A 22,950-nucleotide genomic window follows, 5' to 3' on the forward strand; every position below is an offset into this window, starting at 1 on the left:
TCATGGCGACCGTCAGTAAGCGCAAGAAGGCGGCTGCCGCGCCCGAACCCGTGGTCGCGGAGCAGTTGGACGCGGCCACCCCCGCGGTGGTCGCCGCGGATTCGCCCGTGGCGGATCCGGACGCGGCGGGCGCCGACGATGCCGCCGCCGACGAGGCGCAGGGTTCGGATACGTCCTTTTCCCACGGCGATCCGATCCGGGTGTTCCTGTACGACATCCCGAACGACGGTGGCGAGTGGACCGCCCGCTACGAGGCCGGGATCACGCGCATCCGCAGCAAGAAGGTGGGCCCCGGCGTCTACCTGGATCTGCTGCACCGGGTGTTCCCCAAGCACGAGGTCCTCGTCAAGGGTGAGCTGCTCAGCGTCAAGAGCCGGCCGCATCCGGACGACCCCAAGGTCCTCACCGAGGTCGCGCTGCTCGTCTACCTGGCCACCGAGGTGGCCCTGTTCAAGGCGTTCCTCGACTGGGCCGGACAGGATGTCGCGCCGATGCGGATCACGGGGGACAAGCTCGACGACGTGGCCCGCAAGATCCACACCGACCTCTACCGCATCCACCTCTTCAAGCAGCGGCTCGTCACGGCCGGCATCGAGGACCCCGCCGAACTTGACGAGGACGTCGCGCGGCCGCTCGAGGTCATCAAGAGCGAGATCGACGCCATCCAGGACCTGCGCGTCTCCGTCAAGCGCTACCGCGACCGGGTGGTGACGGCCAAGCGGGAACGCGTGGTCAAGGAGAGCCAGAACCTCGTCGGCAACATCGAGATGGCGACCTGGGACTCGGTGCAGCGGCGCGAGGAGATGGTCGTGATGCGCGAGTGGGTGGACAACCAGCAGCGTCTGCTGCCCGTCGTGCGGGCCGCGAAACTGACCTGACCCGACCCCCTCCCGTGGCTGGTGTCACGCACCCGAGGGTGGAGATCGCCACACCTTCAATGTATGCTTGCCGACAAGCAAGTAAATTGGAGGTGGACGTTGACGAGCCTCTTCGACGACGACGAGGTCTCCCGGCTTCGTGTCGCACTCGGACGCATTTCCCGGCAGGTCGACCGGCAGACGTCCGGCGGTGAGCTGACCAAGACGCAGTTCTCGATCCTGACCACCGCGGTGCGCCGTGGGCCGATCCGGGCCAGCGAGATGGCCGAGATCGAGACCCTCAACCCGACGATGCTCTCGCGGATGATCGGCAAGATGGAGGCCGAGGGGCTGCTCATGCGCTCGGCCGATCCCGACGACGGCCGGGCCGTCGTCGTCGCCGCGACGCCCGCGGGGATCGCCCTGCACTCGCAGTTGCGGGACAAGCGGACCCAGTTGTTCGCCGAGTACCTCGCCCAACTCCCCGAGACCAAGACCCAGGATCTGCTCGACGCGCTGCCGGCCCTCGAGGCGCTCGGCGAACGGATGTGTCAGGCCCGGGCTACGGCCCGCTCATGACGGCCGCGGGAAAACTCGGACGTCAGACGTTCGCGGCGCTCGCGAACCGCAACTTCCGCCGCTTCATCAGCGGCCAGGCCGTCTCGCTCATCGGCACCTGGATGCAGCTCGTCGCGCAGTCCTGGCTGGTCCTCGAACTCACCGGCTCGGGCACCGCGATCGGCCTGGTCGTGGCGCTGCAGACGCTGCCGGTCCTGCTGCTCGGGCCGTACGGCGGTGTCATCGCCGACCGCACCGACAAGAGACGGCTGATGATCGTGCTGCAGACGATGATGGGCGTCCAGGCCCTCGTCCTCGGCGTCCTCACGATCACCGGCACCGTCCAGCTGTGGCACGTGTACGTGCTCGCGCTGCTGCTCGGCCTCAACAACTGCTTCGAGAACCCGGCACGGCAGTCGTTCCTGCTCGAGATGGTGGGTCCGGCGGACCTGCGCAACGCCGTCAGCCTGCAGTCCACGCTGGTCAGCGCGTCGCGCATTGTCGGTCCGGCGGTCGCGGGTGTCACGATCGCGGCCGGCGGGCTGGGCGTGTGCTTCCTGCTCAACGCCGCCAGCTTCGTCGCGGTGGTGACGTCGCTGCTGCGACTGAACGTCTCCGAGTTGCACCGCTCGCCGCCGATGGAACGCGCCCGCGGCCAGCTCCGCGAGGGCCTGCGCTACGTCCGCGGCAACCGCAATCTCGCGGTGCCGCTGCTGATGATGGCGTTCATCGGATGCCTCGCGTTCGAGTTCCAGGTGGTGCTCCCGATCGTCGCCGATCAAACGTTCGGCGCCGGCTCCGAGGCGTACGGGTTCATGACGGCCGCGATGGGCATCGGCGCGGTGTGCGGCGGCCTGCTGGTCGCCACGTGGGGTCGCACCGGCACCCGCGTCCTGATCGTCGCGGCCGCCGCGTTCGGTTTCTCGCTGGTGGCCGCGGCCGCCGCGCCCACGCTGGCGGTGGAACTGATCGCGCTGGTGATCGTCGGCGCCGTCAGCATCGCGTTCAACTCCACCACCAACAGCACCCTCCAGCTCGAGGCCGAACCACAGATGCGTGGCCGCGTCATGGCGCTGTGGGCCACGGCGTTCCAGGGCTCGACGGCCATCGGCGGCCCCGTCGCCGGCTGGGTCAGCCAGGAGTGGGGCGGCCGGGCCGGGCTGCTGCTCGGCGCGATCACGTGTCTGGTCGTCGCCCTGGTCGCGGCGATCGTGATCGGCCGCGGCAAGAAGGTCACCGCCCAGGCGCAACCGATCCCCGAGGATCCGGAGGAACCGACCGCCCCGGCCCCCGCGATCGCCGAGGGCCCGGCGTCCACCGAGGCCGTCCGTTCGAAAGCGGCTTGACCTTCAAGCTGGTCGAGACTCCATGATGGCCCGATGAGCGAATTCGGAACGGACAGGTTGATCACGATCGGCGTGCTCGCGCGGGCGAGCGGACTGACACCGAGCGCGCTGCGCTTCTACGCCGACTGCGGGCTACTCGTCCCGGCCTGCGTCGATCGGTCGACCGGGTACCGGTACTACACCGAGGCCCAACGCGACCAGGCCACGATGATCCGCCGGCTGCGGGAGATCGCCGTCCCGCTGGACGTCGTGGCGCGGATCCTCGACGGGGTCGACGACGCCGGACGCCTGCTCGACGCACACGTCCGCGCGCTGCGGGAGCGGGCCGACGCCGCCGCCGCGGTCGCCGAGTCCGTCCGACAGGCGCCGCCGCCGCGGCCCTCGGCGTCGATCTGCGCCGCCACGCTCGCCGATGCCATCGGGCAGGTCCGGGTCGCTGCGGCGTCGGATCCCGAGTTTCCGGTCCTGGCCGGGATTCTCGTGGAGGTGGGGGACGGGGCCGTCACACTCACCGCCACCGACCGATACCGCCTGTCGACGCGCAGCATCGCCTGCCCCGGCGCGGGTGATCCGTGGGCCGTCGTCGTGGCCGCCGCCGAGCTTGCCGCGCTCGGCCCGTGGCTGCGTGGGAGCCGGGACGTCGTCCTCCGATCCGGATCCGATCGCTTGGTCGTCGTCGCCGCCGGCGGCGACGAAAGACGATGCGCCACCATCGACGACGCGTTCCCCGACTACCGGGCGATGCTCACCGCCCTGCCCGCCGCGTCCACCCGGGTCGTCGTGTCCCGGGACGCGCTGCTCGCCGCGATCGAGGACAGCCCCGACGCGAGGATCCGGTGCACGATCGCCACCGACACCGTGGTGGTGTGTGTCGGCGAGGGCGAAACGCGCCTCACCGCCGAGGTGTCCGGCCCGGGCATCGAGGTGCACTTCGCGTCCGGCACCCTGCGCGCCGCGCTCGCCACGGCTGTCGGGCCGGACGTCATGCTCGACCTCTCCGCCGCCGACCAGCCCGTCGTCATCCGCTCCGCCACCGACGGCGACCTCACCACGCTCGCCATGCCCACTGCCCCGTAACCTCCACCGCGACAGGAGAACCGCGATGACCACGGACTTCACGACGGACGCGATCATCCGTGCCGTCACGCTCGGCCGCGACGGTGACCCGGACGCCGCCCGCGCCGATGCCCTCCCGAATGACCGTGTCCGGCAACACCACGCGGGTCTCGTGGTTCGCGGCTCCTATCCGTCGCTGCACCTCAATCTCGCCGACAACCTCCGGCGGCTCGGATCGTTCGACCAGGCGCGCGAGCATCTCGATGCGGCCGGTCGGTATTTCGACGCGCTCGGCGACGACGGGTACGGGGCGATGATCCGCACGGCCGTCGACGAGGTCGGCGTGGCCGTCACCGAACGTTCCGTCGAACCGAGGCCCTCGCGCCCGTAGACCGCTGGACGTCGACACGGTTGCGTCAGGGCGTGTGCGTCGCTGTCGGTATCCAGTTGCCGTGGAATCCGGCCTCCGCACAATCGGAAGACGCGGGATGAAAGACGAACTCCCCGATCGCCGATCGGGGATCGAAGTCGCGAGTGGCGGCCACGCCGCGGTCACGGTCCGTTCGGAGACCAATGCCGCCAAGGGGGCGCAGTGGCCGGGCCGCGTTGGCCGCGACGGCGCTTCGAACGTCGAACGTCACCGGCAGGTCGTAGACCACCACGTAGTCGCGACTCAGGGAGAAGGCGTGCATCATCGGACTGCCGCCGACGCGGATCGGGATCTTCTTCCGGAGGTGGCCGTCGGCGCCGATCACGTTGTACTGCAAGGTGTTTCCCATCCGAAGTGGTACGAAACCGCATGGAGCTCACCGGTTTCCGGATCCCCCGATGGGTGCGCTGTGTATCCGCCGCGAACGGTGCCGTCGAAGTCGCAGACATCGACCGTGTCGAGTTCCTCGGACAGTTCCACGCACGCCAGACCGCCCTCGACCAGGGCGAGCGTCTTGCCGGTGAACCCGATGACGTTCGTGTTCGCAGACGGTCCGTGCAGGGGTGATCGGCCGCGCTCGGAGGGGGCCAACCGTTGCAGGGTCGCCGACGTCGCTTCCGAGTCGACCCACCGGTTCCGGTACCACAGTGCCTGCCCGTCGCCGAGTCGGACGCCGTGAACCATGCCGTCGCCGGTGAACCAGTTGTATCCGGTCCGGAAGATCTTCCCGTGCGGGATACCTGCCAGACCGGTCCCGGCCGATCCGGCAGGCATCACCCGACGAGACCCGAGTCGGCGGCTACAGCAGCGGCGGGACCGTTGCCGCGCTCGGAACCTCCAGACCGGTGGGCCGGCGCATGCGAGCGCGGCGTTCACCGCGACGTGCACCCCGTCTGGAACTCCAACGCGGAGGGACTCGCTCGCATTCGTCGTGTCCGGGAGCCCCGACCTCGTCCCACTCCTCGAACACGATGACCGGATCGGAGAACAGGGTGTCCACCAAAATGATTGAGAGTTTCGGCGCGGGCTGACAACGAGTGGTGCGGGGCTCGCGGTGATTGCTCCAATGAGCCTGCCGCTCTCGAAAGTCTTGCTATCGTTCGCCTAATCCAGTTTCGAGATCTCGACGAAGAAGCCAGCTCTTTCGAGAGCTGCGGAAGGTGGAGTGATGTGCACCAGGGTGATCTGGCCGGACGCCGCAGGGGCTGTGCTCGTCGGGCGAAATATGGACTATCACCGAGATACCGGAACGAACCTGTGGTCGCTTCCCCGGGGAATCAAACGTGATGACGGCGTCGGTGGTTCACTCAGCTGGGCCGCCGAATACGGCAGTGTCGTGGCCGGTGCGTTCGACATGATGACGGTGGACGGCATGAACGAGGCGGGACTGGCGGGGCACATCCTGTGGCTCGCGGAGTCCGAGTACGGCACCCATGACAAGTCGCGGCCGGCTCTGAGCATGGCGATCTGGCTTCAGTACTTCCTGGACAACTTCGCCACGGTGGCGGACGCCGCCGCGTGGATCACCGAGTCCGACGTTCAGGTTGTACCGCTCGGGGACCCGGCGACCGGTGAGGTGCCCGCGGTACACCTCGCGCTGGATGATGCGACCGGAGATTCGGCGATCATCGAGTACGTCGACGGCAAGGCCACCGTCTGGCACGACCGCGCCTATCGCGTGATGACCAATTCGCCGACCTACGACAAGCAGATCGAACTGCTCGAGGAGATCGACGGGTTCGGTGGGACCAGGCCCCTGCCCGGGACCACGCTCGCGACCGACCGGTTCGCCCGCGCCGCGTACTACGTGGGCCGGTTGCCCGAGCCCAAGACCGAGGTCGAGGCGGTCGCGGGAATGTTCAGCGTCATCCGCAATGCCGCCCAGCCTTTCCGCATCCCCGATCCCGACAAGCCGTATGCGTCGCAGACGATTTGGCAGACGGTTGCCGACCTGACCAACAAGCGGTTCGTCTTCGACTCGACGACACGGCCCAACATCGTGTGGGTGGACCTGGACAAGCTGGATTTCGGGGTGGGCGCGCCGGCGGGCAAGCTTGACCTGATGAGCGATACGGCGCTCGAGGGCGGACTCGCCGGCAACGTCACCGGCCGCTTCGCGGAAACGGCCCCGATGCAGTTCCTGACTCTGCCGTCCTGATCTTCAGGCTCGAACCCACTGCACGATCCCCGAGGGGTGCACCTATGGACACCGCTGATCAGCAGCCTGCCGTTCGTGTGACAACCGAGAGCGCGGACGAGGCGCTGCTGCGAGCGAGCTGGTTGCCGCTGATTCTCGTGTGTTTCACCGGTCTCGTCTCGGTGTTCAACGCGTCGGTGCTACCCATGGCGATCAGCGGCGTGGTCGAGGGCCTGAACACCACGATCTCGAACGTGCAGTTGGCGATCGTCGCGTACGGGGTGTTCGTTGCCGCCTTCACGGTCACGGGCGGCAAGATCAGCGGAGTCCTCGGTGCCAAGAACACCCAGCTGCTCGGCTTGACCGTCTACATCGCAGGCATGCTGATCTGTCTCCTGGCCCGGGATGTCTCGGCGCTGATCGCGGGCGAAGCGGTCGCGGGACTCGGTGGCGCGCTGCTCGTTCCCAACGCGCTGGCGATTCTCGGTCAGGCCTACTCCGGCACACAGCGCACCGTCGCTGTGTCGATCCTGGCGGGCAGCACGGGTATCGGTGCTGCGCTCGCGCTGTTGGTCGGTGGATTCCTCGTGCAGACCTGGGGCTGGCGGGCGCCCTTCCTCCTTCTGCTGGTTGTCATCGCGGGGACCATCGTCATCGCTTCCCGGGTGGTTCTGCCCCGGACTCCCTTCCGGGGCTCCATCGACAAGGCGAGTATCGCGCTGTCGGCCGTCGGTGTGCTCTTGTTGGTCGCGGCGATCAACCAGATCGGCGCATGGGGACTTCTCCTGGCCGCCGAGTCGGCGCCGGTGAGTGTGCTCGGCCTGTCGCCCGTGCTGGCATTGTTGCTGCTCGGCGTGCTGGTGCTGCATGTGTTCGCCGCGCGGCAGCATTCGCTCGTCGACGGTGCCAGGACGGCCCTGCTCGACCCCCAGGTGTTCGGGTCGGGGCTCAACCGTGCCTGCCTGATTGGTCTGGTCGCGGTGAACCTGCTGATGGCCGGCGTGAGTTACCTGTTGCCGTTGTACACCCAGATGGTATTGGGCAAGACGCCCGTGGGTTCGGCACTGATGCTGGTGCCGATCTCCCTCGCCGCGCTCGTCTCGGCGGCTGCGACACCGGTTCTGATGCGATTGTTCGCGTGCCGCTGGCTGTTGACCGGTGCCCATGTGCTCGCTGCCGCAGCCGTGATGCTGCTGGCACTGACCATTTCGAATCAGTGGTCGGGTGTGTGGACAGGGGTCAGCGAGGTGTGCCTGGGTCTCGGTATCGGAGTCGGACTGAGTGCGGGAAGTGCACTGCTCATGGAGACCAGCCCGCAGTCGCTCTCCGGAGAGATCGGCAGTGCTCGGGGTATGGCGAACTTCCTCGGACTCTGCACCGGTACTGCCGTCGCGGGAGCCGTGCTGATGTCCGTGCTCGCCCAATCCGCCTCGGGCCGTGTCGCTGACGACCCGGATCTGCGGTCCGACAGCAGAATCGAAGTGACCACCAGTTCGGTCAGCTTCGTCGCGAACGATGACCTCCGCGGCCGTCTCGCCGGACTGGACTTGACCTCGGCACAGCTCGACCGCGCGGTGGAGATCAACGTCGATTCCAGACTGGTCGCGCTGCGCGCGAGCCTGTTCGTGCTCGGACTTGCGGTATTGCTGCCACTCGTGACGTTCCGCCAACTGCCCACTCGACGGGAACAGTGAAGGGAAACATGGAACAGGGCTGGCAGCCACAGGGCGTGAGCGTTGTCGCGTGGGTGAGGGTGGTAGATCCGGTCGAGTGGACGATCTCGTCCACCCCGGTCAGGCGTCGCTGACGTTTCCCGACGATCTACGGGTCGAACGAGGCATCGGTGACTCTCGATACTTCCCGCCAGGCTCACGCCCGGCGTGTCAGACCACGACCGGATCCACCGTTTCTCAGACAGTCCCACTAGACAGCCAACACCGCCGGCGCGGGCGGGGCGGTGTTGGTTCTGCTCGCGGTTCAGCTCGGCACGGCCACTTGTCTGGCGAAGTCGGGTCTATCAGATCAGGCCACCTCGAATGTCGAAGCGGCTGTGGGTCGCTGCTAACGGCAGCGCGTCAGGTAGTCGATCGGCGTCTGGGTAGTCGATCGAGGAGTCCATGTCGGGCTACAGCAGTGGCGGGACCGTTGCTGCGATCGGAACCTCCAGAACGGTGGGGCCGGAGCGTGCGAGCGCGGCCTTCACCGCGATCTGCACCTCGTCCACGGTCTCCGCTCGTTCGCCCGCGCATCCGTATCCCTCTCCGAGGGAGACGAAGTCGAGGGACGGGATGTCGAGTCCCGGCACTCCTGGCGTCTCCTCCAGCTTGGCGAACGCCTTGAGGATGGCGTACTCCTCGTTCCGAGGAACCACGTAGAGGATCGGTAGTTCGTGGGCGGCGGCGGTCCACAACGCCTGGATGGCGTACTGGAACGATCCGTCGCCTATCATCACCACCACCGGGCGGTTGCGGCCTGAATCACGTTCCGCGAGAGCGATACCCACACTGGCCGGCAGATTCCAGCCGAGGCTGCCGCTCGCGGCGGTGTAGAACGAGTCGGGCTTTTCGATCGGCCACGCGGTGTGCAACTCCGCGATGTTCGACGGCGACTCCTCCATCAGGACGGTGCCGTCGGGCACCACGGACCGGATCGCCTCGAACACCTCGAGCGCGGTCAGTGTCCCGCCCGCCTCGCCCGCCTCGCCCGCCTCGGCGACAAGCGGCGCCGGATGCGGGGCCATGCGGTGCGGATTCACGGCGACGGGGCCACTCGGGGCCCGTTCCTCGACCCGCTCGAGCAAACCCTCGAGGGCCAGGACCGCATCGCACAGCAGACTGTCGCCGACCGGGGCCTTCCCTGCCTCGGCGGGGTCGTCGGTGACGTGCAGGAGTGACATGCCCTCCGGTAGATACTCTCCCGGAACGTACGGGTAGTAGCGGAACACCGGTGCCCCGATGACGATTCCGATGTCGTGGCCCGCCAGCCGTTCCGACAGGGGGCCGATGGCGAACGGCAGCCCGCCCCTGTAATGGGGGTGGTTCCCGGGGAACGGCGGGCGCTCCGAGGATGGTGCCGCCCACACGGGTGCACCGAGCTTCTCCGCCAGTGCCACCGCCTGTGCCCAGCCGTCCCCGCGCGCGATCGAGGAGCCGTAGATGAGCACCGGGTTCTTCGCGTCGGACAACCGGCGGGCGAACTCCTCGATTCGGTCGGGGTCCGGTCCGATCCGCGTCGTCACCGAGCGAAGCACCGGGGTGCTCGCCGCGGGTCGGTCCCAGTCGTCCAGCGGGATCGAGAGGAAGACCGGACCGGCCGGCGGCTGCATCGCCATCGCGTACGCACGCATGAACGCCGCGGGCACGTCCTCGGCGCGCACCGGTTGGTAGCTCCACTTGGCCCAGGGCTTCGTCAGCATTTCGGGCTCGACGTTGGTCAGCCACGGCTCCATCAGGAGCATTTCTCGCGTCTGGTTTCCGGCGGTCACGATGAGCGGGGTGTGATTCATCGCCGCAGTCATGATGTTGCTCATCGCGTTGGAAATGCCCGCCGATGTGTGCACGTTGACCAGCGCGGGGGAGCGGGTGGCCTGAGCGTAGCCGTCGGCTATGGCGACTGCTGAAGCCTCCTGCAGTGCCAGGATGTATCTGAAATCGCTGGGCAGATCCTTCAGGAATGTCTCCTCGGTCGAACCTGGATTGCCGAATACCGTGGTAATTCCGAGTTTGCGCAGAAGATCGAACGTGACGTCGCGAATCGTTTCCATTGAGATCCATCCTCCCCGTGACCGCCCCGCAGCGGGGTTCGGTGATGTCCGGCTTGGTCTTGATGGGTTTTCGATCTGCAGTGCTTGTCAGCCTTGTCGAGTGAATCATGGCCGGAGTGTTCCGATTCGGAAGTCGACGGATGAATCGACGGATGAGTTCGATGCGGCGAAGATGCGGGATTCTGAATACGAGATCGACCGGGCCCGGCGTTTCGAGGCGGACGTGCGGGGCAGAGCGGCGCGACGGTGGTCGAGACCTCACCGGGCGGCGACGTAGCCGTGGCGCCTACCCCGGTCGTGCTCATACGCTGTGCCGATGAAGAAGTGGTGGCTCATCGGTGGCGCGGTCGTGGTGGTGCTCGCGGGTGTTCTGGGCGGGCCCGTGGATCTACGGTGAGTTCATCGCCGAGGACGACGCCCCGGCCGCGAGCGTGTCCACCGAGGGTGCACAGGCGGCGTCGGGTTCGGCGCGCGGGTCACTGTCGTCGGCGCCACCGACCAGGTGGCCGGGACCGCCGACGTCTCCGGTGAGAAGCTTTCCGGCGCCCAGGTGGTGGTCCAGGTGGCCGCCATCGCCACCGACAACTCGCGTCGCGACGGACAGTTCCGCGGCAACGTCATGGCCGCCGACACGTTCCCGACCGCGACGTTCACCCTCACGACGCCGGTCGATCCGGCATCGCTGCCCACCGACGGAACCGCCACCACCGTGAAGGCGGACGGGACGCTGACCCTCGAGGACCAGACCCGACCGTCGACGTGAAGGTCCTGCACACCGGCGACAAACTGGTCGCGTCCGGCAGCGTCCCGGTCACGTGGTCCGACTACGGAATCACGCCGCCGTCACTGGGATTCGTGACCGTCGACGACGCCGGCACGGTTGACTTCCTGGTGAGCCTGGACCGCGCCTGACGATGCGACTGGGCGTCGGCGCAGAGCCGACATCGTCCACGGCAGCAGGCCGCCGAGCGAGAGGATGAAGCCGACGCCGAGCCACTGAACCGGGTCGAGGTGTTCGCCGAGAACAAGGGCCGCGCTGACGATGCCGAAGATCGGTTCGAGAAGACCGATCATGCTCATCGCCACCGATCCCAGACGCCGCATCGCGTAGAACGCGCAACCGATTCCCACCGGATTGAGCAGTAGCCCCTGCACGACAGCGACGTTCCATACACCCTGTGGCACGGCGAAACTCTGTCTCGTCGCCACAGCGACGATTCCGGTTGTGATCGTCGCTCCGACGGTGACGAGCAGTGCCGCGTTGACAACTCCGACCGATCGTCCCCATTCTTCGCCCAGGACCAGATACACCGCGTATCCGGAGGCGCTGAGCAATGCCGCGCCGACACCGATCACCGTGATCGAGGACGACGCTGCACCGCCACCGGCGACGAGGCCGATCCCGCAGACCATCGGCACACACAGCGCCACCGTCCACACGTTGACGCGTTGTCGGCGGGCCAGGCACACCAGCAGCAGCACGAACAACGGGTAGATGTGAACCAGCGCCAGCGCCACCTGGGCGCCGGTGGCTTGCACCGCCGCGAAGTAGGCCAGGATCTGGACTCCGAAGAGTGGACCGCACAGGAAGAGTAGCGCCGCTGCCGGTCGCCGGCTGATGCCCCGAAGGCGGCCGGTTCCGGCGGCGATCAACAGCAGCACCGCGGAACCGCACAGTCCCCGCAGGGTGACGAGGACGGACGGTGAGACTCCGTCGCGGTACGCGAGGACCGCGACCACGGGGGTCAGACCGTACGCCGCGGCGGACGCGAGCCCGGCGGCCCAGGCGCCCGTCCCTAGCGAACGCGATCCGGCGTTCACGGCGGCGCCTGGGCCTCGGCTCATCAGAGCTTCCGGGAAATGATGAGCCGCATGATGTCGGAGGTGCCTTCCTCGATCTCCTCGAGCTTGACATCCCGCATCCACTGCTCGACCGGGTACTCGCGCGAGTAGCCCCAGCCGCCGAGGGTCTGGACGGCGGCGTGGGTCACGAACATTGCGGTCTCGGACGCGGTCAGCTTGGCCATCGCTGCCAGCCCGGTGGTGTTCACGCCCGCGTCGATCGAGCGCGCGGCGTGATGGACCATGAGCCGTGACGCCTCGATCCGGGTTGCCATGTCCGCCAGGCGGAATGCGACGGCCTGGTGCTCAATGATCGGCTTGCCGAACTGCTTACGGGTGCGGGCGTACTCGAGCGCGTACTCGTAGGCGGCGCGGGCAGCTCCCACGGCGGCCGCACCGAGGACGATCCGTGAGATGTCGAAGGTCTCCATGAGACCGTAGAAGCCCTGGCCCTCGTCGCCGAGCCGGTTCTCCTCGGGGACGAACACATCGTCGAAGAACAGCTCGCGGCAGACGATCGCACGCTGCCCCATCTTCTTCATCGGTTCACCCCATGTGAAGCCGGGCGTGTCCTTGGTGAGCAGGAATGCGGTGACGCCCTTGGACCGTTCGTTGCGATCGGTCTTGGCGAACACCACGTACTGGTCGGCAGCGCCCGCATTGGAGATCCACGCCTTCTGGCCGTTGATCCGGTACCCGCCGTCCACGCGGGCGGCGGTGGTGATGATCGACGCGGCGTCCGAGCCCGAGCCGGGCTCGGTGGTGGCCAGCGCCGTCATCAGCGGATTGGTGCCGGTGAGCGGCCGCAGCCACTTCTCCTTCTGCTCGGCGGTGCCGAGTGCCATCAGGGGGTCGGAGAAGAAGCCGTTGGAGCACACCAGGTTTCCGATGCCGGGGTCGCCCCAGCAGAGCTCCTCCTGCACCAGGCACTGCGTGAACACGTCGGTCATGCCGCCGCCGCCGAACTCCTCGGCGATCATGAAGTCGGTGATGCCGACCTGGGCGGCCTTGGCGAAGATGTCGACGGGCGTGACCACGTCGGCCTCGTCGACCTCGCGGCCGCGCGGGCGGATCTCCTTCTCGGCGAAATCACGGCAGAGCTTGACGATCTCGCGCTGCTCGACGGTGAGCGGCCACGGATCGAACTGGATGCTGTTCATGGGGAGCCTCTTTCGGCGTTGGTGAAGGTGTGCGTTGCTGAGGGGGAATCAGGGGAGTCGGCGGTCCGTCGTCAGAGTTGGACAGCCGTCAGTTCGGTGTATTCGTCGATGCCGACGCGGCCCAACTCTCGACCGAGGCCGGAGTTCTTCCAACCGCCGAAGGGGGCCAGCGGATTGAAATCGGCACCGTTGACGTCGACCTGACCGGTGTCCATGCGACCGGCCACCGCCAGCGCGCGATCGCGGTCCGCCGACCAGACTGCGCCGGCAAGTCCGTACTCGCTGTCGTTGGCCGTTTCGATCGCGTCGTCGTCGCCGTCGTGGGGAAGGACCACAAGCACCGGGCCGAAGATCTCCTCCCGGGCAACCGGGTCCGCCCGGTCGACGTCGGCCAGGACCGTGGGGCGAAGGTAGTGTCCGCGGTCCGAAATCGTCTGAGTGCCACCGGCAGCCAATCGAGCGCCACGGGCGAGTGCGCGCTCGACCGAGTCCGCAATCGCGGCCCGCTGCTGACCGGAGATCACCGGCCCCAGTTGGGTGTTGCGATCGAGCGGGTCGCCCACGGTCATCGCCTCGGAATGGGCCGCCGCCATCTCGACGGCCTCGGCGTACCGCTGCCGCGGAACCAACAGCCGGGTCCAGGCGCTGCACGTCTGCCCGCTGTTGAGCATCGCAGCTTCGACCGAGCCGACGACCGCACTCGACAGGTCGGCGTCGTCGAGGACCACGCTGGCCGACTTGCCTCCCAGTTCCAGGCACGCACGCTTGAGTTGCTCACCCGCCACCCGCCCCACCTGGCGGCCCACCGTCGTCGAACCGGTGAACGAGACCACGTCCACGCCGGGATGCTCGACGATGGCGGCACCGACGACCGATCCGCGCCCGGGAACGAGATTGACGACACCCGAAGGCATTCCGGCCTCGAGTAGAGCGTCGCAGAACAGGTACGTCGAGAGCGGGGTGAGCTCGGCAGGCTTGACGACCGTGGTGCACCCGGCGGCCAGCGCCGCGCCGACCTTCGCCGCCAGTTGGTACAGAGGGTAGTTCCAGGGCGTGATGCAGCCGACCACGCCGGCCGGGCGCCGTAGGATGGTCGAGTTGCCGATCGTGTCGTGTGCCGGCATCCGTCGGGCGATGTCGGCGAACGATGCGATGATCTCGATCGCCAGGTCGACGTGCGAGGCCTCCGCGACGGTCACCGGGGCGCCCACCTCCGCGACCGTGGCGGCCACGAGACGATCGCGCCCGGAGACCAACTGAGCATGGAGGGCGTCCAACAGGTCGGCGCGGGTGCCGGTATCGGTTCGGCCCCAGTCCTTCCCCGCGTTCCGTGCGGACCGCACCGCCGCATCGACATCGGCGATCGATGCTGTCGCGGCGCTGCCGACGACCTCCTCCGTCGCCGGGTTGTACACGTCGGAGACGGTCGGGCAGCGGCGCCACTCGTTGTCGATCAGGACCGCGTCACGTATCCACGATGTCGTCACTGCTCCACCTCTTCCTCGCGCACATGGATCAGGGTCGGACGGTCCGCAGTGAGGGCGGCCGCGACCGCGGGACCCACTTCCTCCGAGGACCCGACAGCTACCCCGTAGCAGCCGAGAGCGCGAGCCAGCGCGGGGAAGTCGGGGGTGCCGAGGTCGACGGCGTGGACCCGGTCGTCGCGGTCGACCATCTCGTTGCGGATCTCCCCATAGCCGCCGTTGTCGACGATCACCACGGGGATCGGCAGCCGGGCCTCGGCCGCCGCGGCGAGCTCGGCGATCGTGAACATCACCCCGCCGTCACCCAGCATCGCAACCACCTGCCGCTCCGGTGCACCGACTTTCGCTCCGATTGCCGCGGGCAGGCCGTAGCCGAGGGTGCCGAGCCCGGTGGGGTAGAGGAAGGACCGCGGCCGGTGCAGCGGAAGGTTCGACAGCGCTCCGTAGTAACAGGCCATTGCACTGTCGGCGGCCAGCACGGCGGTGTCGTCGAGCACCGCATCGAGCGACCTGCACAGCCGCACGTAGCGAGCCCCCTCGTCGCGCGCATCCGCCTGCAGCCGCTCGCGCCACAGTTGTGCTCGCGCGGCACCGTCCCGCGGAGCTCCCGTGTACGCGGCCGTCAACGCAGCGAGGGATTCCGCGGCGTCGCCGACGATGGCAACGGTTGGCCGCGCATTGGTTGCGACCGAGGTGGGGTCGACATCGATCCGGATCAGCGTGGTGTCGGCGATCGGCCCCCACCACCAGTCCGAGGGAGCGAGCTCGGTGCCCACCGCAATCACCAGGTCGCTGTCGGCCACCAGTTTCGCGACCGACGGGTGCTGCAGTCCCGCACCGAGGGCGAGCGGATGCAATTCCTCCAGTGTGCCTTTTCCGTTCGCGGTCGTGATCACCGGTGCGCCCAGCAGTTCGGCGAACGCACGAACCTCGGACGCGGCCCCCGCTGCACCGCCACCGACGATCAACAGTGGCTGCTCGGAACGGCCCAGCAATGCCCGAGCCTCGTCGAGGAGCGATGGTGCCGGTGTGATGATGGAGGGGCTCACCGGCGCGACGGGAATCACGGGGGCGCTTTCGTCGAGCAGATCGAGAGGAATCTCGAGGTATGCGGGACGCGGACGTCCGGTTGCCATAGCGGCGAAGCACTGCGCAACGGCGAGAGGGATCTCCGCGACGCTCGTGACGCGTTGTGCGTGACCGACGATGGAGTCCATCGCGCGAAACTGGTCCCGGACCTCGTGCAGGTAGCCGTTGCCGTTGCTCGGGTGACCGAGCGGCAGGCCGGGCGCAACGAACAGGACCGGCACCGAATCCGAGTATGCCTGCGCCGCAGCAGCTGCCGCGTTCAGGATGGCGGGACCGGTGGTCGTGATACAGACCCCGGGGCGACCGCTGACGCGGGCGTACCCGTCGGCACCGTATCCCGCGCCCTGCTCGTGACGCGGTGAGACGTGTTCGATGCCGGACTCGGCGAGAGCGGCGTAGATCGACAGATTGTGCGTGCCCGGAATCCCGAATACCACGTCGACGCCGTGTCGAGCCAGGGCGTCGACGAGCGCCTGCCCGCCGGTGCGAACTGTGCTCTGCATGTCACGCACCCTTCGTCGGATCGGTGTAGATGGCCTTGCCCAGCCACTGGCCGCCGTCGACGACGAGGACGTCGCCCGTCACGTACGCGGCCCGCTCGGAGAGCAGGTAGGCGGCGGACTCGGCCACCTCGTCGGGCGTGGTGAAACGCCCGGCGGGGACGCTCGAGAGCACCTGACTGCGCGCCTCCTCCGTGGGCCACAGCGCGGCCCCGGCGCCGGCGGTCTCGGTCGGACCCGGGGCGATGCAGTTGAGGCGAACGCCTCGCGCAGCCCACTCGACCGCGAGCGTGCGCGTCATCGCGACGACGCCGGCCTTGGCGGCGGCACTGTGGACGGTGCCGGGGTGGCCGTGCCAGGCGTAGGTGGCGATCACGCTGAGGATCGACCCGGAGCCGGCGGCGAGCATGTGGCGGGACGCGGCCCGGGTGCAGTAGAAGGTTCCGTTGAGCACGATGTCGATGACGGCCTTCCAGCCGTTCGGAGACAGGTTCTCGCCCGGCACCACGAAATTGCCCGCGGCGTTGTTGACCAGCGCGTCGAGCCGTCCGGTCCGTTCCACTATCGAGTCGATCGCCGCGTCGACGGCGGCGGCATCGCGCACGTCGCAGGGCAGTGCGATGCCCTTGCCGCCGGCCTGCTCGGCGAGGGCGACGGTCTCGTGGAGGGCGTCTTCGCGGCGTCCCATCACGGCGACGGTGCCGCCGGCGGCCGCCCAGCGCACCGCGACGGCCCGGCCGATCCCGGATCCGCCGCCGGTGACGACCGCCACGCGGTCGGCGAACTCGGCTCTGATGTCAGGTGCAGTCATGAATCGTTCCTTGGTGTACGGGGGAGGGATACGGGATGGGTCGGTCAGTGATGGGTCAGTGCTGCTGCTCGATGACGAGCGCGTCGACGGCGAGGACCCCGTCAGGGCCGACCCGAAGCGGGTTGATCTCGATCTCGGCGATGCTCGGGTGCGCGGCGGCGAGTTGGGACACCGCGGCAACCGCGGCGGCGAGGCCCGCGATGTCGACCGCCGGCCGTCCGCGCCAGCCCTGCAAGAGCGGGAAGCAGGTGAGGCGCTCGAGCATCTGCCGGGCCGTGCCGGCATCGACAGGGGCCGACTCGACGGCGACATCCCGGTACACCTCCGCCTCGGTGCCGCCGGCGCCGACGACGACCACCGCGCCCAGGTCGGGGTCGCGCCGGGCACCGAGCAGGATCTCCACCGTGTGTGGGCGGGTGTCGAGTTCCTCGACCACGTAGTCGCCGTCACCCAGGGCGGCGCGCATGGCATCGAATGCGGCGGCCAGTGTGGCGGCGTCGGGCAGGTTGACCCGGACACCGCCGACCTCGCTCTTGTGCTCGAGCCAGGCGGCCTTGAGGACGTACGGTGGTGTGAGCCGCGCGGTCGCGACCGCGAGGTCGTCGTGCCCGCGCACCGGTACGCTCCCGGGAAATCGGATTCCGATGTCGCCCAGAAGTTTCTGTGCTCCCAGATACCCAGCATCGAGGGTGTCGGTGCGTTGTGTCGGGTGGTGCTGCTCGCGTCCGGCCTCGGCCAGCCGGACACCGTGCGCGAGCGCGCGGACCGTGGCGTCGATCGCCGGGTAGGTCGGGACCGACCGGGCGGCCATCTCCTCGGTGGCGGCGTTGCCGTCGACCATGGTGTGCACCAGCAGCGGCTTGCCGGACACCGAGGCCGCCGTGCCCAGGGCGCGTACGATCTCGAGCTCACGGTCGGCGAGCGACGGGGTGTCCGCGCCGTAGGTGCCGAAGTACCCGGTGAGCACGACGGCGTCCACCTCGTCGGACGCGAGCAGCAGGGAGACGACGTCGGAGTAGGACGCCAGGTCGCGCTCGCCCGCCCCGGCGAGGTCGACCGGGTTGCTGCACGCCGCTCCGGACGGGAGTTGTCTCGCGAGAGCCGATTCCAGGTCGAGCGAGAACTCGGGAACCTGCAGCCCGGCGTGCGCCGTGACGTCCGCCGCGATGCCGGTCTGGCCTCCGCTGTCGCCGACGATGGCCACCCGGCCGCCTCCCGGCAGCGCGCTCGAGAGGAGGAACCGAGCGAGGTCGACGAGTTCGGTGGGGGTGGCGACCCGGACGGCGCCCGCGACCCGCAACGCGGCGTCGACGACGTCGGTGCTCGACGTGAGCGAGCCGGTGTGAGAGCGGGCCAGGCGGGTGCTGGCCTCACTCCCGCCGACGGTCAGTACGACGGTGTGCTTGCCGGCCTGCCGGAGTCGGCCGATCGCGTCGACGATCTCCAAGCCGCCCGCGAACGACTCGAGATAGAGGGCGACCACGCGGGTGGACTCGTCGGTGGCGAGCGCGTCGAGCAGCTCCGCGGCCCGCACGTCGGTCTGGTTGCCGATCGAGACGAACCGGGAGATCCCGAGCCCGGCGCGGGCGGCGAGCAACGCGATCTCGGAGCCCACCTGGCCGCTCTGCGAGACCACCGCGATCGGCCCGGGGGTGAACTGTCCCCAGGCCAGGCACAGTTCGGTCGCGCTGTCGTAGAGGCCGAGGCTGTTCATGCCGACCAACCTGGCCCCGCCGGCGTGGATCCGGGCGGCGATGTCGGGCTCGTCCGGAACGCCGGCCGTGATGCCCAGGAAGCCGCGGACGCCGAGCGCGAGGCCCTCGTCGACCACCGCTCCGATGTGTGCCGCGGGCACGCACAGGGCCACGAGTTCCGGTACATCCGGCAGCTCACTGAGACTGCCGTAGCTTGCTTCACCCAGGATCTCCGCCCTCGCCCGGTTGACGAGGTGCACCTGACGACGATGACGCCCGGTCAGGGCGCCCCGAGTGAGCCAGTAGCCCCACTTGGCGGGATCGGCGGTGGACCCGACGACGGCCACCGACGCGGGGTCGCTGAAGACCCTCAGATCGGTGCCGGTCGTCGGCGACGGTGTGGATGCCATGGCAACAGCTCCTGGGCGAGATCGCGTGCGTACGAGTGGGGATCAGTAGGTGGGGAACTGCCGGGTCAGTTCGGTCAACTTGTCCGAAGCCAGCGCGAATGCGGCGGCCCGAGCGCTGATTCCGTGCCGATCGGCATAGTCGAACATCTGGTCGCTCAGTGCGCGCATCCGATTGCTGATCTTCTGGAAGGAGGGCTCGGCGCTGCCGTCGATGTCTCCGAAGAACACCCACCACCACCAGGCGTTGGTCGCCGAGTTGGCCACGAAGTCGGGCGAGACCACGACGCCCCTGGCGACGAGGGACTCCTCGGCGCTCGGAGTGATCGGCATGTTGGCGGCTTCGACGACGAGGGCGGCACGCACCTCGGCCTGGTTGGAATCGTCGATGCAGTACGACGTCGCGGCCGGGATCAGGACCTCCGCACCGATCGAAAGCCACTGGGAGGAGCTGAGTTCCGTGTCGCCGTCCGCCAGCTGCGTGCGGTCGACCCCACCCGTCGCATCACGCGTCAGGAGGAGCTTCTCGACGTCGAGGCCGTTCGGGTTCGCGACCACTCCGTGCACGTCGGCAATGCCGACGATGCGCACGCCGGCCTTCGCGAGGTAGCGCGCCGTGGCGCCGCCCATGGATCCGAAGCCCTGCACCACGGCCCGCGATGCCGCGGGATCGAGGCCCTGACGCGCCATGGCGGCGAGAGCAGCCTCGGCGACGCCGTAGCCGCCGACCAGTTCGTCGAGCGAGACCCCGTCGACCACCGTGGTGAACGCCGTCTTCATGCGGGCGGCCGCCGCGGCGGCGTCGTCGATGACGCGGTGCGCGGCCTGGACGGAGCTCTCGACTCCGATCTCGGCGAGTGCGGCGTCGACGGCGTCCTGCCGAATCCCGAAGTCCTCGCCCATGTTCCAGCGCTGCTCGATGAGCGGAGCCATGGCCTCGAGGTAGCGGCGCAGCACGCTGTCGGCGTCGGGGTGGTACGGGTCGAAGTCGATGCCGCCCTTGGCGCCGCCGAGCGGGACGTAGTGGGCGCCGTCCTCGAAGTGGATCGCTTCCTTGAGGGTCATTCCGCGTGCGAGCCCGCGGACCTCGTTGAGGGTGCAGCCGGCACGCATTCGCAGGCCGCCGCTGGAGATACCGCGGACGAGCCGGTCGATGACCAGGTATCCCGTTGCCTCGCTTTCGGTATCGCGCCAGATTGCCTCGAAGAACGGGTCGTCGGTGCGGTTGGCATCGGTCGAGCCGATGGCGTTCGGAAGGGTCAAGGACATGGAGCGTTCCTGTTCTCTCAGCTACTAACTGATTGCTCAGTCAGTATGCGAGAGTGGGGTCGGTCACGTCAAGGGTTCATTTCAGGTCAGTCCCGGTGGCCCACCGAACGTGAAGGCCTGGCGGTGGCCGTGCGGATCAGATCCCCAGCTCGGAGCGGATGGCCTGATCCATCCACTCGGCCGCATCCTTCTTCGAGACTCCGCCGTCGAGCGCGACCAGCTGGACCGCGAGCCCGTCGAGCAGGGCGGTCAGCCGCCAGGCCGCACCCTGCGGATCCTCGGTGCGGAAGTCGCCGGCCGCCACCCCGGCGCGGATCAGGTCGGCCACGACTTCACGCCAGCGGAGATCGAGGCGGTGCGTGACGTCGCGCAGCGCAGGCTGGCGCAGACACGCGGACCAGGTCTCGATCCATAGCCGCCAGCCGACGGCCCGGCCGGTGGGGCCGTACTCGTACAGGACGGCGCGCAGCCGGGTCTCGATGTCGCCGTCGGTGTTTGCCAGGACGTTGTCGAGGTTGTCGAGGTCGTTCTCGGCGGCGAGTTCGAATGCGCTGACGACCACGTTCTCGAGCGTCTTGAAGTGGTAGAAGATCAGCGCGGTGCTGATCCCCAGTTCCTTGGCGATGTCCGCAGCGCGCAGCCGATCGATCCCCGACTCGGTGATCAAGTCGAGTGTGGTGGACAGGATCTCGTTACGTCGATCCTGGGTTTCTTTCCGCTGCTTCGTCTGCTTCGACACACTGGTCAAGCTACTGCACCGGGCCGGGCGGGTGGACGGCTGTCCGTGCGGGCGTGCGACGACACGCGGAAACGGGGCGTGCCGGGCAGCTCGTCCAGAGCTGCCCGGCACGCGTCGTTCCCGAGGATTGGATGATCAGACCCTCGCGGTCATGGAGGTGTCGTCCGGGAACGCCTCCGTACGGACCCGCGCCGAGCGTGACAGTCGGAGCGCGGTTTCCACCAGCGTGATCACGAGGATATTCACGACCAGACCGCTGATCCCGGTGTTGATATCCGGACCGTGGATCGGTGAGAAGGTGAACAGGATCACCACGAAGACGCCCGCACACAGCCCTGCGATGACCGATGCCTTGTCCAGCTTGCGCTTGAGCAGGAGCACCGCAGCGATCGCGGGGACCACCTGGGTCGAGCCGCTGAAGGTCAGTAGCAGCATGTTGCCCAGGAGGTTCGGCATCGACAGCGCCAGGACGAGGGCGGCGAGTCCGAACACCACCACGACGATCTGGTTGACGGCGAACTTCTTCTTCTCATCCTTGATCATGAAGACGTTGTTGACCGCCAGGGGCGCGATCGCGATCAGAAGTGCAGCGGACGGAACCATCGCCGTGGCTGCCGCGGCGGTCAACACGACTCCCATCGCCCACGGCGGCAACGCTTCCGATGCCATCTGCAGCATCGCGGAGTCGCCGTCCTGATCGATGCCGAACGCGACGATCGCCGTGTACCCCAGAAGCATCGGGATGCTGGCCAGTGCGCTGTAGATCGGCAAGTAGATGAGATTCCGGCGAACCGCCCTCTCGCTGTTGCTGGCCATGACGGCCGGCCAGTTGTGCGGCAGCGCGTAGAACATGACGCCGATCATGCTGATCGCCATGCTCGTGATGAACCACCAGGTGCCGTATGTGCCGTTCTGGACGTAGAGCAGTTGCGGCATCTCGGCGGCGATGGTGCTCATTCCGAAGTCGATCCCGCCGTTGAAGTGCATCGGGATCGCGACGCTGATCACGAGCATCACGATGATCATCAGCACGTCCTTGAAGTAGGACGTGCGGGCGACACCGTGCAGGCCGGACCACAGTACGAAGGCGATGACGAGAACGAAAGCGACTATGCTGCTGAGCTTTCCGTCGAAAGCTCCGCCGGTGGCGGCCTTGACGATCAGGCCGAGCCCCGTGATCTGCAACTGGAGGTACGGGAGCAGGAACACGATCCCGAACACCGCGGACAGCAGTCCGAGAGCGGGGCTGTCGTAGTTGCCGCGGAGGAAATCGGATTGGGTGACGTAGCCGGACGCCTTCGCCTGCCGCCACAGCTTCGGTGCGATCCAGTACATGACGATGTAGGCCAGCGGGATGTACGGAATGCAGTAGAACGCCGAGGCTCCGAGCGAGACGACCAGCCCGACCGTTCCGAGGAAGGTGAAGGTTGTGAAGGTTTCTCCCGCCTGGAGGATCCAGGTCGTCATGACACCGAAACGGCGACCCGCGACCGCCCACTCGCCCATGTCCTTCACGGGCTGACGTCGCCCCCAGAATCCGATCGCCGCGATCAGGACGATGCCGAGAATTCCGATCGTCAACGTGACGTTCATGCCTCACTCCCGTCCTCGTCGAGGTCTTTCCGGGTGTATTCGAAGTAGGCGAGGACTCCGGAGACGCCGACACTGCTGACGAGCGTGACCCAGAGGAACAGGGATGGGGATCCAAACCACACGTGGGGCCCGTTGATCTGGGGGAGCCACGTGACCAGGAATATGAGGATGAACGGAATAGATCCGACTATCCAGTACTTTCGCATGAGAACCGC

The 22,950-nt window shown here is 68.0% G+C and carries 18 protein-coding genes and 2 pseudogenes; 8 read left to right on the forward strand and 12 right to left on the reverse strand.

All coding sequences use genetic code 11. The features are described from left to right. Positions 1-2: 2 nt before the first annotated feature. The 5 genes from DEU38_RS23670 to DEU38_RS23690 all read left to right on the forward strand — a co-directional run bounded on the left by DEU38_RS23670 (position 3) and on the right by DEU38_RS23690 (position 4,208). Positions 3-878 carry a hypothetical protein gene (locus tag DEU38_RS23670; RefSeq protein WP_114723825.1) on the forward strand — a complete coding sequence of 292 codons (876 nt, stop codon included), beginning with the start codon at positions 3-5 and terminating at the stop codon, positions 876-878. A 99-nt stretch (positions 879-977) separates the two neighbouring features. Beyond that, positions 978-1,436: a MarR family winged helix-turn-helix transcriptional regulator gene (locus tag DEU38_RS23675; protein WP_114723826.1), complete on the forward strand. Its 459-nt coding sequence runs from the start codon at positions 978-980 to the stop codon at positions 1,434-1,436. Beyond that, on the forward strand, positions 1,433-2,761 hold the full coding sequence (locus DEU38_RS23680) for an MFS transporter (protein ID WP_114723876.1): 1,329 nt from the start codon (positions 1,433-1,435) through the stop codon (positions 2,759-2,761). The genes DEU38_RS23675 and DEU38_RS23680 overlap by 4 nt, the downstream gene beginning before the upstream one ends. A 33-nt stretch (positions 2,762-2,794) precedes the next feature. Further along, a complete protein-coding gene (locus DEU38_RS23685) occupies positions 2,795-3,838 on the forward strand; it encodes a MerR family transcriptional regulator (RefSeq protein WP_114723827.1) in 1,044 nt (347 codons plus the stop codon). 25 nt (positions 3,839-3,863) lie between these two features. Continuing rightward, positions 3,864-4,208: a tetratricopeptide repeat protein gene (locus DEU38_RS23690; protein ID WP_114723877.1), complete on the forward strand. Its 345-nt coding sequence runs from the start codon at positions 3,864-3,866 to the stop codon at positions 4,206-4,208. Between the two features lie 25 nt (positions 4,209-4,233). Here DEU38_RS23690 and DEU38_RS29905 read toward each other — a convergent pair. Then, positions 4,234-5,021: pseudogene (locus DEU38_RS29905) on the reverse strand (carotenoid oxygenase family protein). A gap of 394 nt (positions 5,022-5,415) precedes the next feature. Here DEU38_RS29905 and DEU38_RS23705 point away from each other — a divergent pair. Both DEU38_RS23705 and DEU38_RS23710 read left to right on the forward strand, forming a co-directional pair. After that, positions 5,416-6,405 (forward strand): linear amide C-N hydrolase, encoded by a 990-nt coding sequence (locus tag DEU38_RS23705; RefSeq protein ID WP_114723829.1) that lies wholly within the window; start codon positions 5,416-5,418, stop codon positions 6,403-6,405. Between the two features lie 44 nt (positions 6,406-6,449). Continuing rightward, on the forward strand, positions 6,450-8,078 hold the full coding sequence (locus DEU38_RS23710; protein WP_114723830.1) for an MFS transporter: 1,629 nt from the start codon (positions 6,450-6,452) through the stop codon (positions 8,076-8,078). 431 nt (positions 8,079-8,509) lie between these two features. Here the strand turns inward: DEU38_RS23710 and mdlC are convergent, their stop codons facing one another. Beyond that, a complete protein-coding gene (mdlC, locus tag DEU38_RS23715; RefSeq protein ID WP_181818921.1) occupies positions 8,510-10,147 on the reverse strand; it encodes a benzoylformate decarboxylase in 1,638 nt (545 codons plus the stop codon). 316 nt (positions 10,148-10,463) lie between these two features. On the opposite strand from mdlC, the pseudogene DEU38_RS23720 reads away from it, so the two are divergent. Further along, positions 10,464-11,059: pseudogene (locus DEU38_RS23720) on the forward strand (YceI family protein). Here the strand turns inward: DEU38_RS23720 and DEU38_RS23725 are convergent. From DEU38_RS23725 to DEU38_RS23770, 10 genes are all read right to left on the reverse strand, one after another. Continuing rightward, positions 10,991-11,992, reverse strand: a complete 1,002-nt coding sequence (locus DEU38_RS23725) for a DMT family transporter (RefSeq protein ID WP_114723832.1) — start codon at positions 11,990-11,992, stop codon at positions 10,991-10,993. The pseudogene DEU38_RS23720 and the gene DEU38_RS23725 sit on opposite strands and share 69 nt — an antisense overlap. Beyond that, positions 11,992-13,149: an acyl-CoA dehydrogenase family protein gene (locus DEU38_RS23730; RefSeq protein WP_114723833.1), complete on the reverse strand. Its 1,158-nt coding sequence runs from the start codon at positions 13,147-13,149 to the stop codon at positions 11,992-11,994. Before DEU38_RS23730 ends, DEU38_RS23725 begins: the two co-directional genes overlap by 1 nt. Positions 13,150-13,220: 71 nt before the next feature. Next, positions 13,221-14,636, reverse strand: a complete 1,416-nt coding sequence (locus DEU38_RS23735) for an aldehyde dehydrogenase family protein (protein ID WP_114723834.1) — start codon at positions 14,634-14,636, stop codon at positions 13,221-13,223. Beyond that, a complete protein-coding gene (locus DEU38_RS23740) occupies positions 14,633-16,225 on the reverse strand; it encodes a thiamine pyrophosphate-binding protein (protein WP_114723835.1) in 1,593 nt (530 codons plus the stop codon). The genes DEU38_RS23735 and DEU38_RS23740 overlap by 4 nt, the downstream gene beginning before the upstream one ends. Before the next feature lies 1 nt (position 16,226). Beyond that, positions 16,227-17,033, reverse strand: a complete 807-nt coding sequence (locus tag DEU38_RS23745) for an SDR family oxidoreductase (protein ID WP_114723836.1) — start codon at positions 17,031-17,033, stop codon at positions 16,227-16,229. A 55-nt stretch (positions 17,034-17,088) separates the two neighbouring features. Then, complete coding sequence (locus DEU38_RS23750; protein ID WP_114723837.1) at positions 17,089-19,137, reverse strand: acetate--CoA ligase family protein; 2,049 nt, start codon at positions 19,135-19,137, stop codon at positions 17,089-17,091. A gap of 42 nt (positions 19,138-19,179) precedes the next feature. Further along, the gene (locus DEU38_RS23755) at positions 19,180-20,403 is read right to left on the reverse strand and encodes a Glu/Leu/Phe/Val dehydrogenase dimerization domain-containing protein (RefSeq protein ID WP_114723838.1); all 1,224 of its coding nucleotides are present in this window, start codon (positions 20,401-20,403) and stop codon (positions 19,180-19,182) included. 136 nt (positions 20,404-20,539) lie between these two features. Beyond that, on the reverse strand, positions 20,540-21,142 hold the full coding sequence (locus DEU38_RS23760; protein WP_114723839.1) for a TetR/AcrR family transcriptional regulator: 603 nt from the start codon (positions 21,140-21,142) through the stop codon (positions 20,540-20,542). Between the two features lie 135 nt (positions 21,143-21,277). Then, positions 21,278-22,735 (reverse strand): sodium:solute symporter, encoded by a 1,458-nt coding sequence (locus DEU38_RS23765; RefSeq protein WP_114723840.1) that lies wholly within the window; start codon positions 22,733-22,735, stop codon positions 21,278-21,280. Continuing rightward, on the reverse strand, positions 22,732-22,941 hold the full coding sequence (locus tag DEU38_RS23770) for a hypothetical protein (protein WP_114723841.1): 210 nt from the start codon (positions 22,939-22,941) through the stop codon (positions 22,732-22,734). Before DEU38_RS23770 ends, DEU38_RS23765 begins: the two co-directional genes overlap by 4 nt. Positions 22,942-22,950: the final 9 nt, after the last annotated feature.

This window comes from Rhodococcus sp. AG1013, assembly GCF_003350365.1.
Taxonomy (GTDB): Bacteria; Actinomycetota; Actinomycetes; order Mycobacteriales; family Mycobacteriaceae; genus Prescottella.

Excerpts from the sequence above, each read along its gene's own strand:
- DEU38_RS23740 (WP_114723835.1), bottom strand. The coding sequence starts at position 16,225 with ATGCAGAGCACAGTTCGCACCGGCGGGCAGGCGCTCGTCGACGCCCTG.
- mdlC (WP_181818921.1), bottom strand. The coding sequence starts at position 10,147 with ATGGAAACGATTCGCGACGTCACGTTCGATCTTCTGCGCAAACTCGGA.
- DEU38_RS23685 (WP_114723827.1), top strand. The coding sequence starts at position 2,795 with ATGAGCGAATTCGGAACGGACAGGTTGATCACGATCGGCGTGCTCGCG.
- DEU38_RS23750 (WP_114723837.1), bottom strand. The coding sequence starts at position 19,137 with ATGGCATCCACACCGTCGCCGACGACCGGCACCGATCTGAGGGTCTTC.
- DEU38_RS23725 (WP_114723832.1), bottom strand. The coding sequence starts at position 11,992 with ATGAGCCGAGGCCCAGGCGCCGCCGTGAACGCCGGATCGCGTTCGCTA.
- DEU38_RS23705 (WP_114723829.1), top strand. The coding sequence starts at position 5,416 with ATGTGCACCAGGGTGATCTGGCCGGACGCCGCAGGGGCTGTGCTCGTC.
- DEU38_RS23710 (WP_114723830.1), top strand. The coding sequence starts at position 6,450 with ATGGACACCGCTGATCAGCAGCCTGCCGTTCGTGTGACAACCGAGAGC.
- DEU38_RS23745 (WP_114723836.1), bottom strand. The coding sequence starts at position 17,033 with ATGACTGCACCTGACATCAGAGCCGAGTTCGCCGACCGCGTGGCGGTC.
- DEU38_RS23765 (WP_114723840.1), bottom strand. The coding sequence starts at position 22,735 with ATGAACGTCACGTTGACGATCGGAATTCTCGGCATCGTCCTGATCGCG.
- DEU38_RS23770 (WP_114723841.1), bottom strand. The coding sequence starts at position 22,941 with ATGCGAAAGTACTGGATAGTCGGATCTATTCCGTTCATCCTCATATTC.
- DEU38_RS23680 (WP_114723876.1), top strand. The coding sequence starts at position 1,433 with ATGACGGCCGCGGGAAAACTCGGACGTCAGACGTTCGCGGCGCTCGCG.
- DEU38_RS23730 (WP_114723833.1), bottom strand. The coding sequence starts at position 13,149 with ATGAACAGCATCCAGTTCGATCCGTGGCCGCTCACCGTCGAGCAGCGC.
- DEU38_RS23755 (WP_114723838.1), bottom strand. The coding sequence starts at position 20,403 with ATGTCCTTGACCCTTCCGAACGCCATCGGCTCGACCGATGCCAACCGC.
- DEU38_RS23690 (WP_114723877.1), top strand. The coding sequence starts at position 3,864 with ATGACCACGGACTTCACGACGGACGCGATCATCCGTGCCGTCACGCTC.
- DEU38_RS23670 (WP_114723825.1), top strand. The coding sequence starts at position 3 with ATGGCGACCGTCAGTAAGCGCAAGAAGGCGGCTGCCGCGCCCGAACCC.